The sequence below is a fragment of the Variovorax sp. genome (assembly GCF_965279555.1).
Taxonomy (GTDB): domain Bacteria; phylum Pseudomonadota; class Gammaproteobacteria; order Burkholderiales; family Burkholderiaceae_C; genus Variovorax.
Genome location: NZ_OZ257247.1, coordinates 4,154,838 through 4,169,214, shown reverse-complemented (window position 1 = coordinate 4,169,214; position 14,377 = coordinate 4,154,838). Strand labels below are relative to the sequence as shown.

The window sequence follows — 14,377 nt, the reverse complement described above, 5'->3', positions numbered from 1 at the left end:
TTTCGCGAATGGGCAGCGCCCGCGACCGGCTTCAGGTTTCCCGACTTTTCATCGGTTCGCGCTAGCGGACAACAAGGTATTTCTTTCATGGCCACCGCCCTCACAGAAAAGTTCTCCCGCCTCGTCAAGACGATGAGCGGCCAGGCGCGCATCACCGAAAGCAACGTGCAGGACATGCTGCGCGAAGTGCGCATGGCGCTTCTGGAAGCCGACGTGGCGCTGCCCGTGGTGCGCGACTTCGTCGCCCGCGTGAAGGAAAAGGCCCTCGGCCAGGAAGTGCTGGGTTCGCTCAAGCCTGGCCAGGCGCTGGTCGGCATCGTCAACCGCGAACTCGCCGCGACCATGGGCGAGGGCGTCTCGGACATCAACCTCGCGGCCCAGCCGCCGGCGGTGATCCTCATGGCAGGCCTGCAGGGCGCCGGCAAGACCACCACCACCGCCAAGCTGGCCAAGCACCTGATCGAGAAGCGCAAGAAGAAGGTGCTCACCGTGTCGGGCGACGTGTATCGCCCCGCCGCCATCGAGCAGCTCAAGACCGTGACCAGGCAGGCCGGCGCCGAGTGGTTCCCGAGCACGCCCGACCAGAAGCCGCTGGATATCGCGCGCGCCGCGCTCGACCACGCCAAGCGCCACTATTTCGACGTGCTGCTGGTCGACACGGCCGGCCGCCTGGCGATCGACGAAGTGCTGATGGCCGAAATCAAGCAGCTGCATGCGGCGCTCGACCCGGTCGAAACCCTGTTCGTGGTCGATGCCATGCAGGGCCAGGACGCGATCAACACCGCCAAGGCCTTCAAGGAAGCGCTGCCGCTCACCGGCATCATCCTGACCAAGACCGACGGCGATTCGCGCGGCGGTGCGGCGCTGTCAGTGCGCCAGGTCACGGGCGTGCCGATCAAGTTTGCCGGCGTGAGCGAGAAGATCGACGGCCTGGAAGTGTTCGACGCCGAGCGCCATGCGGGCCGCATCCTGGGCATGGGCGACATCGTGGCGCTGGTCGAGCAGGTCACGGCCGGAGTCGACGTGGCGGCGGCGCAGAAGCTCGCTGCCAAGGTCAAGAGCGGCGCGGGCTTCGACCTGAACGACTTCCTCGGCCAGCTGCAGCAGATGAAGCAGATGGGCGGCCTCTCCAGCCTGATGGACAAGCTGCCCGCGCAGATGGCCGCCAAGGCCACCGAAGCCGACATGACCCGCGCCGAGCGCGACATCCGCCGCAAGGAAGGCATCATCAACAGCATGACGCCGCTGGAGCGCCGCAAGCCCGAACTGCTCAAGGCCACGCGCAAGCGCCGCATCGCCGCCGGTGCCGGCGTGCAGGTTCAGGAAGTGAACCGCCTGCTCAACGAGTTCGAGCAGATGCAGGGAATGATGAAGAGGATGAAGGGCGGCGGCCTCATGAAGATGATGAAGCGCATGGGCGGCATGAAGGGCATGGGCGGGATGGGTGGTCCCGGCGGGCCGAAGCTGCCGTTCTGAGCGGCACGCTCCACGCACGCATATATATAAGAGGGCCCGCCGGTTCGCACCGGCGGGCCTTCTGTCTTTCAGGTCCGCATTTCAGGTCTGTACCCCGTAGACCGTCTCGTGCGCTTCCACCGGCGCCGGCAGCTCCCAGCGGTGCAGCATGCGCTCGATACCCGCGTTCGACAGCGTCGTGTCGCGCTCGCGGTTGCGGCGCATCAGCTCCGCATGCGGAACCTCCAGGTACACCAACTCGATCTGCGCGTGGTAGGCCCAGAGCAGGTCGAGTGTCTTGGTGCGCATCTGCTGGCTCAGGTGCGTGGCGTTCCAGACGAAGTGCTCCTGCCTGCGCAGCAGCGCCTTGGCCTGGTCGACCGCATGATGCGCCGCCATGCCGTCGTTCTCGCCGTGCCTGAGGCCCAGTTCGGTCCGCGCATCGTCGAAGGACACGACTGGCCAGCCCTTGCGGTGCTGCGCCACCCAGTGGTTCTTGCCGCTGGCCGGCAGGCCGCACATCACCGTCACGCGCGAGCCCGCGTTCTGGAACAGCGGGTAGTCGGGGCTGGTGTCGGCGCCGCGAAAGTAGGCCAGGCGCGTGTGGGCGTCGGCCATCTGGCGCGGGCCTTCCCAGCAGCCTTCTTCCCGCGCCAGTTCTTCGAACAGCGCGATGTCGGCCATGCTGTCGGCACGCTTTTCATAGTGGCGCCCCAGCATGTCGCAGCGCGCCACGCAGCACAGGTCGGGCAGGCTCAGCTCCCACGAGAGCTTGTGCACCAGCCATTCAGGCCGCACGCCCTTGCGCGAGGCGAAGGCATGGAACGGCACCTGGTGCACCGCGATGATCCGGCAGACGGCTTCGCGCAACGCGAACGGCACGCGGGCCTTCCACATCAGCACGCGCACGTCGACCGAGCCGCGCCGCGAATGGCCCGGCTGGCCGATGCGGCCGCTGGCTTCGTCGATCACCGTGGTGTCGGGCTTGGCAATGTCGTGCAGCAGGCAGGCCATGAACAGCACGAAGCGGCCGTCGGCATCGGCGCGCGTGTAGTGCGCGTCCTGCATCAGGGCGTCGAGCACCATGCGCGTGTGGATGCCGACGTTGCCTTCGGCGTGGTAGTACGGGTCTTGCGGCGTCTCTTCGAGGCGCAGCAAGGCCGGCAGCAGTTCGCAGCATTGCGCCCAGTCGGTGCCGTTGCCGGGCGCCGGCACCAGGGCGCGTAGATCGTCGTGAGTCATCGCGTCCTCCTTGCGGTTGCGAGTTCGGCGGGGTCGCGCAAGGTGCGCAGCCCCAGGTCTTGCCACGTCATTTGCGGCGTCGGCGCGTAGAGATCGACGCCCGGCGCCAACTGGTTCGGCAGCACCGGCCTGCGGCTGTGGTGCGAGCCCGAGTTGAGGATGGTCTGCACGAAGTCCGGACGCACCCACTTGTAGCGGCCCGTCACCCGGCCGCCCGATTCCGTCTTGAGATACAGGCCCTCTGCAAGCTCGGACAGGTCGGTCTGCTGGCGCACGAGATCGAGCGGCTGGCCTTCATGCGCCACTGCCTGCTCGAATGCCGCCTTCCAGTCCGCGCTGCGCGCCAGCGAAGGCCGCACGAGCGCTTTCAGTGCCTTTGCATGGCGTGGCATCTCGCCTTCGTAGAGCACGGGAACCGGCAGTACCGGACCACCGCCGAGCAGCGCATGGCGTGCCGGCGTCGACAGAAAGCACTGCGCCTGCCGGTCGTAGAGGTCGAACTCCAGGAAGAACGCCGGCAGCCGGTCGTACCAGCAACTGTGCTTGGCAAAGCACCATTCGCCGTACATCACATAGCGGTCTTCGAGCCGCTCGAGCAGTGCGGCTTCATGCGCCGCGGCCCAGTGCTTGAACAGGTTGAACTGGCGCTCGCCGGCGCCGCCCGCGAGGTAGTGGCCGCGCGACTGCAGCAGCAGTTCGCCCGCCGGGGTGAACGACACGGCGGCATTGGCGCCATCGAGTTTTTCCTCGATGACGACGTGCATGCCGTGCAGTTCGGACAGCGGCGTCTGGCCGTCGTCGGTGTCGCCCGCCTGCAGGCGGGAGCCTTCCAGGTGCGCAGTACGCGGGTACTTGAGCAGCGGGATCGATGAAAGGGAAGAGAGAGGAAACACGTTGGTTCTCCAGATGCGAATCAGGAAGGACCGACAACGTGCGGGAGCGAAGCTGGAAGAGACCGGGGGATCGGGAGCGACTTCCACGGCGGTGAAGATGCCGTGTCTGGTCAGTGGGTACGCAGCTTGGCGCCCGACATGACCAGCAATGAAGTGGTGTTGTCGGCGTCAGGGGGTGATGACGGCGAATCGGGGCACTTGGCGCTCCAGTGAAGGCTGAGGTTGAAGGAAGGCGCGGATTCTATAAGCACACAGCGCCGCCGGTGAAGCGGCTGTTGTTTACTTGCCCTTGCTCTTTTCAGGCAGCGCATAGGCGATGACGTAGTCGCCGCGGTCCGGCGACTGCCGCGCGCCGCCCGCGCCCACCACGACATACTGCCGCCCGGTCTTCGGCGACACATAGGTCATCGGCCCCGACTGGCTGCCCACCGGCAGCCGTGCTTTCCAGATTTCCTTGCCGGTCGCGGTGTCGAATGCGCGCAGGTAGAAGTCCTGCGTGCCCGCGAAGAACAGCAGGCCCGACTGCGTGGCCAGCGACGCGCCCAGCGTCGGCATGCCGATCGGAATCGGCAGGTGCATGCGGATGCCGAGCGGGCCGGTGTCGCGCACCGTGCCCACCGGCACTTGCCACACGAGCTTGCGCGTCTTCAGGTCGATGGCCGACATCGTGCCGAAGGGCGGTGCCTGGCACGGTATGCCGAGCTGCGACAGGAAGCGTTCGCGCATCGCGCCGAAGGGCGTGCCTTCCTGCGGCACCACGCCCATCTCGATGCCGCTGGCGCCGGCCGGGATCTGCGCGCGCGGGACCAGGTAGTTGGCAAGGCCGAGCCGCATGTCGTTCACGAACATGTAGCTGCTGGTCGGGTCGACCGACACGCTGCCCCAGTTCATGCCGCCCAGCGAACCCGGGAACTGCAGTGCGTGGTCGAGGCCCGGCGGCGTGTAGACGCCTTCGTGGCGCATGCCCTTGAAGGCGATGCGGCACAGCAGCTGGTCGAAGGGCGTGGCGCCCCACATGTCGGATTCGGTCAGCGTCTTGTTGCCGATCGAGGGCATGCCCACCGAATAGGGCTGCGTCGGCGAATAGCGCTCGCCGGGCACGTTGCCCTGCGGCACGGGGCGCTCCTGCACTTCGGCGATGGGCTTTCCGGTCTCGCGGTCGAGCATGAAGATCTCGCCCTGCTTGGTGACTTGCACGAGCGCGGGCTGCGTGCCGCCCTTGCCATCGGGAATGTCGTAGAGCAGCGGCTGCGCGGGCAGGTCGAAATCCCAGAGGTCGTGGTGCGTGGTCTGGAAGCTCCAGCGCACCTTGCCGGTCTTCGCGTCGAGCGCGACCACCGACGAGCTGTACTTGTCGTCGAACGGCGTGCGCTCGCCGGCCCAGAAGTCGGGCGTGGCGTTGCCGGTGGGCAGGTAGATGAGCCCGAGCTTCGGGTCGTACGACATGGCCGACCACACGTTGGGAGTGCCGCGCGTGTAGGTCTGGCCCGGCGGCGGCAGGCGCGTGACCGCCGGATTGCCCGGGTCCCAGGCCCAGGCGAGATCGCCCGTGACGGCGTTGTAGGCCCGTACCACGCCGGGCGGCTCGTCGGTCGAGAAGTTGTCGGCCACGCGGCCGCCCACCACCACGAGGTCGCCCGCGACCAGCGGTGTGGAGGTCTGCTGGTAGTAGCCGTCCTTCACTTCGCCCATGCCCGCCTTGAGATCGACGACGCCCTGCTTGCCGAAATCGGCGCAGGGTTTGCCGGTGGCGGCATCGACGGCGATCAGGCGGGCGTCGATGGTGGGCAGCAGCAGGCGCTGGCGGCAGGCCCCCGGCGTGCTGCCGGGCGTGGGTGTGGTGCCGGCCGCGAGCCCGTCCTGGTCGTGATAGCCGAGCCCGCGGCAGCGCTGCCAGTTGGGGGCGGTGGCCTTGGGGTCGTAACGCCAGAGCTCGGCGCCGGTGTCCGCGTTGAGCGCGACGATCTTGCTGTAGGCCGTGCACACGTACACGGTGGTGCCGACCTGCAGCGGCGTGTTCTGGTCTTCCGCGCCCGAGCCGTTGCTCTGCGGCACGTCGCCGGTGTGGGCGGTCCACGCGACCTGCAACTGGTCGACGTTGTCCTTGGTGATCTGGTCGAGCGCCGCGAAGCGGTCACCCGCCGTGGTGTTGCCCCAGTGGCGCCACTCCTTCTGGGCGGCTTCGGGCTTGACCGGCACGACGGCAGGCGCGGGGCCTTGCGCGACGACGACCGCGGCCGGCACGAAGGCATAGCCGCCGACGAGCACCAAGGCCACAGCCAGCAGCGCCGCAACGACGCGCGCCCCGCGCACGACCCTGGCGCCCGGCGAGCGCACCAGCGCCGGGTAGGCCAGCGCAACCAGCACGCCCAGCACGCCGAACGCCACCAGCCGCGAGACCAGCGGCCAGAAATGCCAGCCCGCATCCCGCACCGCCCACACCGCCGTGCCCGCCAGCGTCAATGCGAAGAGCCAGGCCCCGCTCGACCGGTGCCTGGCGATGAGCAGGCCCGAAACCAGCAAAGCAAGGCCGGCCAGCACGAAGTACCAACTGCCGCCCAGGGCCGCGAGGTAGGCGCCACCGACGGCGAGGAAGGCGCCCATCAGCATCGTGAGCGCACCGAGCGCGATCAGCCCGATCGACACGGCGAACGGCCTTCTTCTTTGTTCCATGGACCCGAACCCCTTTAGCTGGCCAGACGCGCCAGTCTGCGCCATGAAAAAAGCCGGCGCAATGGCCGGCTTCCTGGGGTGGGCTGGATGCCTCAGCGCATCAGGCGGTCGCCAGTGCGGCCGGACGGGCCAGGCGCACCGCGTGCATCCAGGCGCGGCGCAGCACGGCCGGCGAACGCGATTCCTCCGGAATCAGCAGGAAGCCGCGGTCGCGCAGCGTGGTGCCCAGCGCGATCTGGCTGGTCAGCACGGTCAGCGGAATCGCCAGCAGCAGCGGCAGGCCGACCGGCATGAGCCAGATGAGCGCGCTCGGGTCGATCATCGCGACGCCGACTGCGAGCATGGCGATCACCAGCGTCATGGGAGCCAGCTGCGTGGCGGCGATCTTCCACGGCACGGCGGCGGCTTCGCGCGGGGGCGACTTCCAGTCGAGCTTGATGCCGGTAAGGGCCACGACCACGAACAGCGAGTGCGCCAGCATGCGGACCGGAGCCTGCACGATGGCCAGGAAGCTTTCGAGCGCGGAGCTCTTCACCAAGCCCCACACACCGCCGTACTGGCGTTGTTCGCCGCGCATCAGCACGGCGGCGATGCCCAGCACGCGCGGCAGGAACAGCAGGCACAGGGTCCAGACCCACAGGCCGGCCAGTTCGGCGGGCAGCACGTTCCAGCTCGACACGAGGCTCGAACCGCTCAGCCACAGGGCGGTGCCCAGCGTCAGGAACGCAAGCCACAGCGGCGCCGAGACATAAGCCATGGTGCCGGTCACGAACATCGCGCGGTGCACCGAGTGGATGCCGGGTTCGGCCATCAGGCGGGCGTTTTGCAGGTTGCCCTGGCACCAGCGGCGGTCGCGCTGCAGTTCGGCCAGCAGGTCCGGCGGTTGCTGTTCGTAGCTGCCGACCAGGTCGGAAACCAGCCACACGTTGTAGCCCGCACGGCGCATCAGCGCGGCTTCGACGAAGTCGTGCGACATGATGCCGCCCGACATGCCGCCGGTGCCCTTGATCGGGGCCAGCGCGCAATGCTTCATGAAGGGCTCGACGCGGATGATGGCGTTGTGGCCCCAGTAGTGCGATTCGCCCAGTTGCCAGAACTGCATGCCCAGCGTGAACAGGCGGCCCGTCACGCGGGAAGCGAATTGCTGTGCGCGGGCGTGCAGCGTGACGTGGCCGATGGCCTGCGTCGCGGTCTGGATGATGCCGGCGTTCGGGTTGGCTTCCATCAGCTTGACCATCGAGGTCAGGCAGTCGCCGCTCATCACCGAGTCGGCGTCGAGCACGACCATGTAGCGGTAGTCCTTGCCCCAGCGGCGGCAGAAGTCGGCCACGTTGCCGGCCTTGCGGTGGGTGCGGCGGGTGCGCAGGCGGTAGTACACCTCGACCTGCGGCTGGTTCGGGCTTTCGGCCAGCGCGGCGCGCAAGTCTTCCCAGGCGGCGCGCTCGGCGGCGGCGGTCTCGGGGTTGTAGCTGTCGGACAGCACGAACACGTCGAACTGCCTGGCGTGGCCGGTGGCCGCGACCGATTCGCAGGTGGCGCGCAGGCCGGCGAACACGGTGGCCACGTCCTCGTTGCAGATCGGCATGATGATTGCCGTGCGTGCCTCGGGGTTCATGGGGTGGTTGGCGACCTGCTTGGCCGACAGCGCGTGCTTGTCACCGCGCACCGAAACGTAGAAGCCCATGAGGGCGGTCACGAAGCCGGTGACGACCCAGCCGGAGAGCAGGCCGTAGAGGCCGATCTGGCCGTATTCGAGCCAGACGTTGTCGTAGTCGGGTTGCACGCTGGCGAACAGCGACGACGCGATCACTGTGCTCAGCAGCGTGAGCATCATGAAGGCGAGGCGGCGCCGGGCGGCGGCACGTTGCCAGGGTTGCTTGGTTTCAGTGGCGGCCTGGGCTTCGGCGTCGCGGCCGGCGCCCAGCTTCACGAGCGCGGCGGTGCCGAGGCTGTTCCAGAAACCGCGCCAGGGGCGGGGCACCATCGAGCCGCGGTTGACGGGGGGCGCGGTGACGGCGTTGGGGTGGCGTTCCTCGCGCACCGGGCTGCGGTGTGCGAAGTCGGTCTCCGCCAGAACATTCAGTTGCGAAAAGTCGTTTGGCTTCATGTGATTTACCAACGTTGCTTGTCGAGGGAGGGGGTGTCGCCAATGGCCGGAAGCCGCTTGAAGACGCAATCGGTTGCGGCGCCGCCTGCGCTTGCGAGCGCGGCCAGCGAATGACCCGCGGCGCGGGGCCGCGAGGGGGAAAACTGCTTTTGACGCAGGCCGTCGCGCTGCTGGCGCAGTGCGAAAGATGGGCTGGTGAGTGCTGTCATGCCTGTACAGGGGCAAACCCTGTGCCAGGCTGGAAAAACGCTTTCAGATCAACGACTTGGGCCGATCTTGATGTCGTTTTGGCGGGGAAGGGCGGCTGGCGGCCCCCAAAACCCCCGGATTTGTCGCCGAATCCCGACAAGCCTGCAGGGCCCGTGGGGTTTGGCTATACAAATCAACGACTTAGCTGCGTCGCTACTCGGCGACAGGGTCGCTGCCCCCAGCGACAACGTCGGCCTTGAAGTGCCCCGGCGTGAGTTCGTGCTTCTGCAACAGGCGGTAGAACTCCGTGCGATTCCGGTCGGCCAGGCGGGCTGCGTCGGCCACGTTGCCGTCCGTCAGCTTGAGCAGGCCGACGAGGTAGTCGCGCTCGAAGCGCTGCTTGGCCTCGGCATAGGTCTGGACCTCGACGCTGGGCACGCGCAGCGCGCGCTGCACCAGCGCCAGCGGAATCAGCGGCGAACTCGACAGCGCGCACACCTGCTCCACCACGTTGAACAGTTGGCGAACGTTGCCCGGCCATGCGGCTGTGGTCAGCGCCTTCAGCGCCTCGGGCGCGAAGCCCGACAGCCGCTTGCCGTACTTGGTCGACAGGCGCTGCAGGAAGTGGTTGGCCAGCAGCGGGATGTCTTCGCGCCGCGCCGACAGCGGCGGCAGCGTGAGCGTCACCACGTTCAGGCGGTAGTACAAGTCTTCGCGGAACTGCCCGGCTTCCATCGCGGCGTCGAGGTCGCGGTGGGTGGCCGAGACGATGCGCACGTCGACCTGGATCGACTGGCTCGCGCCCAGCGGGCGCACCGCGCGCTCCTGCAGCACGCGCAGCAGCTTGACCTGCAGGGCGGGCGGCATGTCCCCGATTTCGTCGAGCAGCAGCGTGCCGCCGTCGGCCTGCTGGAACAGGCCCTTGTGGTTGGCATGGGCGTCGGTGAAGGCGCCCTTCATGTGGCCGAACAGCTCCGACTCGAGCAGCGCCTCGGGGATGGCGCCGCAATTGACCGCCACGAAAGGCTTGTCGGCGCGCGCGCTGGCCTTGTGGATGGCGCGCGCCAGCAGTTCCTTGCCGGCGCCGGAGTCGCCGCGCAGCAGCACGGAAGCATCCGACTTGGCGACCATGCGCGCCTCGGCCAGCAGTTCGGCCATGCGGTTGCTGCGGCTCACGATCTCGGAGCGCCAGCTGTCGTCGCCGGTCTTGCTCGGCGTGGTGGTCGGCGCACCGAGGGCCAGCGCCTGGGCGATCTTGTCGAGCAGCTCGCGGCCGTCGTAGGGCTTGGTGAGGTAGGTGAACACGCCGCGAGCCGTGGCCTCGACCGCGTCGGGGATGGTGCCGTGCGCGGTCAGCAGGATCACCGGCAGCGACGGATGGCGCTTGCGGATCTCGTCGAACAGCTGGAGGCCGTCGCGCCCGGGCAGGCGCACGTCGCTCAGCACCAGTTGCGGATGCTCGATCTCGAGCTGGGTGAGCGCGGTTTCGGCCGAGGTCACTGCCGTGACCTGGTAACCCGCCGAGCTCAGCCGCATCGAGAGCAGCCGCAGCATGTCCGGGTCGTCGTCGACCACGAGGAGGCGGGCGCCGGTAGTGCTCATTGGCTGGATCTGTTTCCGTTGGGAGGTGGGGTGGCCGGCAGGGTGTTGGGCCGGGCAAAGCTGCGTTCGATGGCGCGCAGCGCCTCGATGCGGTCGTTCAACTGGTCGATGCGGCGCTGGGCGTCGCGCAGCTGCTGAGCCTGCTTGTCGCGGTCGTCCTCGACGCGGCGCTGTTCCACGTAGCGCGCTGCCAGCGCGCGCGACAGCGGCTGCAGGGCCTGCGCCTCGGGCGAGGGGTTGGCGTTTACGCGCTGCAGCAGGCCCAGGGCACGCGCCAGGTCGGCCGGCGTGCGCGTCTGCGAAAGCAGCAGCGCCAGCTGCATCTGGGTGGTGGGCGAATCGCCGGGGTCGCCGATGCGCGCGATTTCAGCGCTCAGGTCGGCGCCGTTCAGCGGGCGCACCTTGTCGGCATACGACAGCATGGCGGCCACGGGCCCCTGCGTCATCAGCGTGAAGAGCGAGGCCGGCTGCGTGGCGGGCGCCTTGGGTTCGGCCTCGACCGGCATCACGCGCGGCAGGACCACGGGCGGCGGCAGCGCATCGGCTTCCGGCGGCGGCTTGGGTTGCGTGGAGCAGGCGGTCAGCAGCAGGGCGAATGGCACGGCCATGGCCCCGGCGAAGATGGAACTGCGGACGAACGAAAAAGACATGGGTCGAAAAAGAGGACGCGGGGCGGTCAGGCAGTGTTGGAGTGGGGCCCGCGGTGTCAAGCCGTGCGCGGCAGTTCGATGCGAAAGCGAGCACCGGGACCGCCGGGCTGCAGGGTGATGCGGCCCCCGTGGGCTGCAATGTACTCCTGCACGATGGAAAGTCCGATGCCGGTGCCTTTCACCGTGTGCTCCGGCTGGCGTTCGCCGCGGAAGAAGGGCTCGAAGATACGGTCGCGGTCGCCCTCGGCGATGCCCGGGCCGGCGTCGTTCACGTCGATGTGCACCGCCTCCGGCGTACCAGACACCGCCAGCGTGATCACGCCGCCGGGCAGCGAGAAGCGGATGGCGTTGGACAGCAGGTTGGCGATGGCCGTGCCGAGCTTGGTGCGATCCACCGTGATGGCGATCGGCTCGCCCTCGGCGCGCACGCGCAGGCCGTGCGACTGCCACTGCAGCCGCTGCGCTTCGATCTGTTCCTCGATCAGCGGCAGCAGCTCGGTGCGCTCGCGGCGCAGTTCGCGCGCCTCGAAGGCGGCGGCGTTGAAGCGCAGCAGCGCCTCGATCTGCCCCTGCAGCGCCACCGTGTTCTGCTGCAGGATCTGCGCGACCTCGAGCTGCGCCGGGTTCAGCGGCCCGGTCACGCCGTCCTCGAGCAGCGACACGCCTTCGCGCAGCGCCGCCAGCGGCGTCTTCAGCTCGTGCGATACATGGCGCAGGAAGCGCGCCTTGTCGGCGTCCAGTTCGGTCAGGCGCAGCCGCAGCCATTCGAGCTGCTGCGACACGCGACGTATGTCGGCCGGGCCGCGGATGTCGATGGGTTCGTCGAGCCGGTTCTGGCCGAGGCCGACGATCGCGTGCTCCAGCCGCTTGAACGGCCGCGCCAGCCAGATGCCGAAGGCCAGCGCCAGCGACACCGCCAGCACGCTCGCGGCCACCACTTCGCGCATCAGCCGGCGCCGCGCGTTCTCGATGCGCTTGGCCAGCGCGTCGTTCTGCGTTTCGATCAGGAACTGCGCCTGCTGGGCGATGTTGGTGTTGAGCGCGTCGAGCTCGCGGAACTGCATCGCCATCGTGCTTTCGCGGGCGAGGGCGCTGTCGGCGCTGCCGCTCATCAGGCCCTCTATCACGCCGAGCTGGGTGCGCCACATCTCGATGCCGGCGGGCGGCAGGCCGTTCTTCTCGAGCCGCTCGAGCACCTGGTGCGCTTCGCGCGCCGCGTCGTCGAAGCGGCGGCGCAGCACCGCGTCATTCAGCACCAGCGACTGGCGCCCGGCGCGCTCCATGGCCGCGCTGCGCTCCGCCAGCGACTGCGACGCGCCCGACAGGCGCAGCGCGCGCGCAGCGGCGTCTCGGCTTTGCGTCATCAGCACGTCGTACTGCAGCACCGAGCGCAACGCCACGCCGACCAGCAGCGCGGTGATCAGCAGGAACGCGAACAGCAGCAGCTGCTGGAACGAACCCCGGATGGATGGCCGCTTCGCCATCAGTGGGCGGGCGCCGTCGCGGGAGACATGGGCGACTCGCTCGTCACCACCTCGCCGCGCAGCGTGTAGGCCAGCGAGCGGGTAATGCGCAGGTCGGTCATCTGGCCGACCAGGCGTGCATCGCCTTCGAAGTTGACGACGCGGTTGCAGGCGGTGCGGCCCATGAGTTCGTTCGCGTCCTTGCGCGAGGCGCCTTCCACCAGCACGCGCTGCGTGCTGCCGACCAGCGCCTGGCCGAAGCGCTTGACGTTGGTGTCGATGACGGCCTGCAGCGTGTGCAGGCGCGCGAGCTTCACTTCATGCGGCGTGTCGTCGTGCAGCGCGGCGGCGGGCGTTCCGGGGCGCGGGCTGAAGATGAAGCTGAAGCTGGCGTCGAACTGGCAGTCGTCGATCAGCTTCATCATCTTGTTGAAGTCGTCGTCGGTCTCGCCGGGGAAGCCGACGATGAAGTCGCTGCTCAATGCGAGTTCAGGCCGGATGGCGCGCAGCTTGCGCACCGTGCTCTTGTATTCCATGGCGGTGTAGCCGCGCTTCATGGCCATCAGGATGCGGTCGCTGCCGTGCTGCACCGGCAGGTGCAGGTGGCTCACGAGCTGCGGCACCTTGGCGTAGGCCTCGATCAGGCGGGGCGTGAACTCGTTGGGGTGGCTGGTGGTGTAGCGGATGCGCTCGATGCCGGGGATCTCGGCGACGTATTCGATCAGCAGCGCGAAGTCGGCGATCTCGGCGGTGTCGCCCATCTTGCCGCGGTAGGCATTCACGTTCTGGCCCAGCAGCGTGATCTCGCGCACGCCCTGGTCGGCCAGGCCGGCGATCTCGACCAGCACGTCGTCGAGCGGGCGGTTCACTTCCTCGCCGCGGGTGTAGGGCACCACGCAGTAGCTGCAGTACTTGGAGCAGCCTTCCATGATCGACACGAAGGCGGTGGCGCCTTCCACGCGCGCGGGCGGCAGGTGGTCGAACTTCTCGATCTCGGGAAAGCTGATGTCCACCTGCGGGCGGTCCAGGCGCTCGCGGTCGTTCAGCATCTCGGGCAGGCGGTGCAGCGTCTGCGGGCCGAACACGATGTCGACGTAGGGCGCGCGCGCGATGATGGCCTGGCCCTCCTGGCTGGCCACGCAGCCGCCCACGCCGATCTTCACGCCCTTGGCCTTCAGGTGCTTCACCCTGCCGAGGTCGGAGAACACCTTCTCCTGGGCTTTCTCGCGCACCGAGCAGGTGTTGAACAGGATGAGGTCGGCCTCGTCCACGTTCTGCGTGGGCTCGTAGCCCTGCGCGGCGTTCAGCACGTCGGCCATCTTGTCCGAGTCGTACTCGTTCATCTGGCAGCCGAAGGTCTTGATGAATACTTTTTTCATGGGGAAATCTCTCGTGGCCCTGCGCGCTTCTTGCGCAGGGCGGGGGCGGTGCTGGCGCGCGAAGAAGGCGTCGCGCCGCCTGGGCTTATTGCGTGTTGACGGTGTCGTTCGAGGTGAACGGCCAGATGTTCAGGAACGGCTTGTTCAGCGATTCGCGGCTGGCCGAGGCTTCGTCGGGCGTGAGGATCCAGACCTCGCGCAGCAGCCCGGCGGCGTCGCGCGTGTAGTTGACCAGGTACTTCTGGCCAATGATGGCGCCGGGCATGACCAGCATGTTCTGCGCGCTGCGGATGCGCGCGCCGGCGCCCAGCCGGTCGGGCCTGCCGTCGAGTTCGACGTCGGGCGCATTGGTGACCATGAACTTGCCGCGCAGCGTGCCGATGGGGAAGTTGCGGCCGCCGACCAGCGATTCGTTTTGCGTCTGCGGCCGGGGGACTTCGTCCTGGGCGCTGGCTGCGAGAGGGAAACCGCCGGCAGCGCCTGCGACGAGTGCGCAGAGCGCTATGAAAGTGAGAGCATTCGTGGGGTTCTTGCAGCGGTTCATGGGGTTTATCCAGAGGCTGTGGACCGGGGATTTTAACGAGGGGTGTTCCTCGGGCCGGTCGGCAGCAGGTTGGTGTTCGGGCTTCGGGTTGACTTGCTTTACATTTCTTTACGGTGCCCGTGACCACCGTGGCACGACCGCTGATCCAATAGTCGTTGTCAGCCCAAAGTGCACAAGAAC

11 protein-coding genes are annotated in these 14,377 nt (G+C 68.1%); 1 reads left to right on the top strand and 10 read right to left on the bottom strand.

From position 1 onward, the window contains the following. Window positions 1-87 precede the first annotated feature (87 nt). A complete protein-coding gene (gene ffh, locus ACQY8B_RS19620) occupies window positions 88-1,476 on the top strand; it encodes a signal recognition particle protein (protein WP_422088237.1) in 1,389 nt (462 codons plus the stop codon). Between the two features lie 81 nt (window positions 1,477-1,557). Here ffh and ACQY8B_RS19615 read toward each other — a convergent pair whose 3' ends face one another. The 10 genes from ACQY8B_RS19615 to ACQY8B_RS19570 all read right to left on the bottom strand — a co-directional run bounded on the left by ACQY8B_RS19615 (window position 1,558) and on the right by ACQY8B_RS19570 (window position 14,197). Beyond that, window positions 1,558-2,697, bottom strand: coding sequence for an AAA family ATPase (locus ACQY8B_RS19615; protein WP_422088236.1), 1,140 nt, complete (start codon window positions 2,695-2,697; stop codon window positions 1,558-1,560). After that, a complete protein-coding gene (locus ACQY8B_RS19610) occupies window positions 2,694-3,590 on the bottom strand; it encodes an RNA ligase family protein (protein ID WP_422088235.1) in 897 nt (298 codons plus the stop codon). Before ACQY8B_RS19610 ends, ACQY8B_RS19615 begins: the two co-directional genes overlap by 4 nt. 279 nt (window positions 3,591-3,869) lie before the next feature. Next, a complete protein-coding gene (locus ACQY8B_RS19605; RefSeq protein WP_422088234.1) occupies window positions 3,870-6,263 on the bottom strand; it encodes a glucose/quinate/shikimate family membrane-bound PQQ-dependent dehydrogenase in 2,394 nt (797 codons plus the stop codon). Window positions 6,264-6,363: 100 nt separating this feature from the next. Then, window positions 6,364-8,370 (bottom strand): glucans biosynthesis glucosyltransferase MdoH, encoded by a 2,007-nt coding sequence (mdoH, locus tag ACQY8B_RS19600; RefSeq protein ID WP_422088233.1) that lies wholly within the window; start codon window positions 8,368-8,370, stop codon window positions 6,364-6,366. Between the two features lie 5 nt (window positions 8,371-8,375). Beyond that, the gene (locus ACQY8B_RS19595; protein ID WP_081271440.1) at window positions 8,376-8,579 is read right to left on the bottom strand and encodes a hypothetical protein; all 204 of its coding nucleotides are present in this window, start codon (window positions 8,577-8,579) and stop codon (window positions 8,376-8,378) included. A gap of 193 nt (window positions 8,580-8,772) precedes the next feature. Next, window positions 8,773-10,161: a sigma 54-interacting transcriptional regulator gene (locus tag ACQY8B_RS19590; protein ID WP_422088232.1), complete on the bottom strand. Its 1,389-nt coding sequence runs from the start codon at window positions 10,159-10,161 to the stop codon at window positions 8,773-8,775. Then, window positions 10,158-10,811 (bottom strand): hypothetical protein, encoded by a 654-nt coding sequence (locus tag ACQY8B_RS19585; RefSeq protein WP_422088231.1) that lies wholly within the window; start codon window positions 10,809-10,811, stop codon window positions 10,158-10,160. The genes ACQY8B_RS19590 and ACQY8B_RS19585 overlap by 4 nt, the downstream gene beginning before the upstream one ends. A gap of 56 nt (window positions 10,812-10,867) precedes the next feature. Then, window positions 10,868-12,295: a sensor histidine kinase gene (locus ACQY8B_RS19580; protein ID WP_422088230.1), complete on the bottom strand. Its 1,428-nt coding sequence runs from the start codon at window positions 12,293-12,295 to the stop codon at window positions 10,868-10,870. Further along, the gene (gene miaB, locus ACQY8B_RS19575; protein WP_422088229.1) at window positions 12,295-13,653 is read right to left on the bottom strand and encodes a tRNA (N6-isopentenyl adenosine(37)-C2)-methylthiotransferase MiaB; all 1,359 of its coding nucleotides are present in this window, start codon (window positions 13,651-13,653) and stop codon (window positions 12,295-12,297) included. The genes ACQY8B_RS19580 and miaB overlap by 1 nt, the downstream gene beginning before the upstream one ends. Window positions 13,654-13,738: 85 nt before the next feature. Next, window positions 13,739-14,197 carry a hypothetical protein gene (locus tag ACQY8B_RS19570; RefSeq protein ID WP_422088228.1) on the bottom strand — a complete coding sequence of 153 codons (459 nt, stop codon included), beginning with the start codon at window positions 14,195-14,197 and terminating at the stop codon, window positions 13,739-13,741. Window positions 14,198-14,377: the final 180 nt, after the last annotated feature.

Bases quoted from the DNA above. Each gene is read 5' to 3' on its own strand.
- ffh (WP_422088237.1), top strand. From the start codon at position 88: ATGGCCACCGCCCTCACAGAAAAGTTCTCCCGCCTCGTCAAGACGATG.
- ACQY8B_RS19615 (WP_422088236.1), bottom strand. From the start codon at position 2,697: ATGACTCACGACGATCTACGCGCCCTGGTGCCGGCGCCCGGCAACGGC.
- ACQY8B_RS19605 (WP_422088234.1), bottom strand. From the start codon at position 6,263: ATGGAACAAAGAAGAAGGCCGTTCGCCGTGTCGATCGGGCTGATCGCG.
- mdoH (WP_422088233.1), bottom strand. From the start codon at position 8,370: ATGAAGCCAAACGACTTTTCGCAACTGAATGTTCTGGCGGAGACCGAC.
- ACQY8B_RS19595 (WP_081271440.1), bottom strand. From the start codon at position 8,579: ATGACAGCACTCACCAGCCCATCTTTCGCACTGCGCCAGCAGCGCGAC.
- ACQY8B_RS19590 (WP_422088232.1), bottom strand. From the start codon at position 10,161: ATGAGCACTACCGGCGCCCGCCTCCTCGTGGTCGACGACGACCCGGAC.
- ACQY8B_RS19585 (WP_422088231.1), bottom strand. From the start codon at position 10,811: ATGTCTTTTTCGTTCGTCCGCAGTTCCATCTTCGCCGGGGCCATGGCC.
- ACQY8B_RS19580 (WP_422088230.1), bottom strand. From the start codon at position 12,295: ATGGCGAAGCGGCCATCCATCCGGGGTTCGTTCCAGCAGCTGCTGCTG.
- miaB (WP_422088229.1), bottom strand. From the start codon at position 13,653: ATGAAAAAAGTATTCATCAAGACCTTCGGCTGCCAGATGAACGAGTAC.
- ACQY8B_RS19570 (WP_422088228.1), bottom strand. From the start codon at position 14,197: ATGAACCGCTGCAAGAACCCCACGAATGCTCTCACTTTCATAGCGCTC.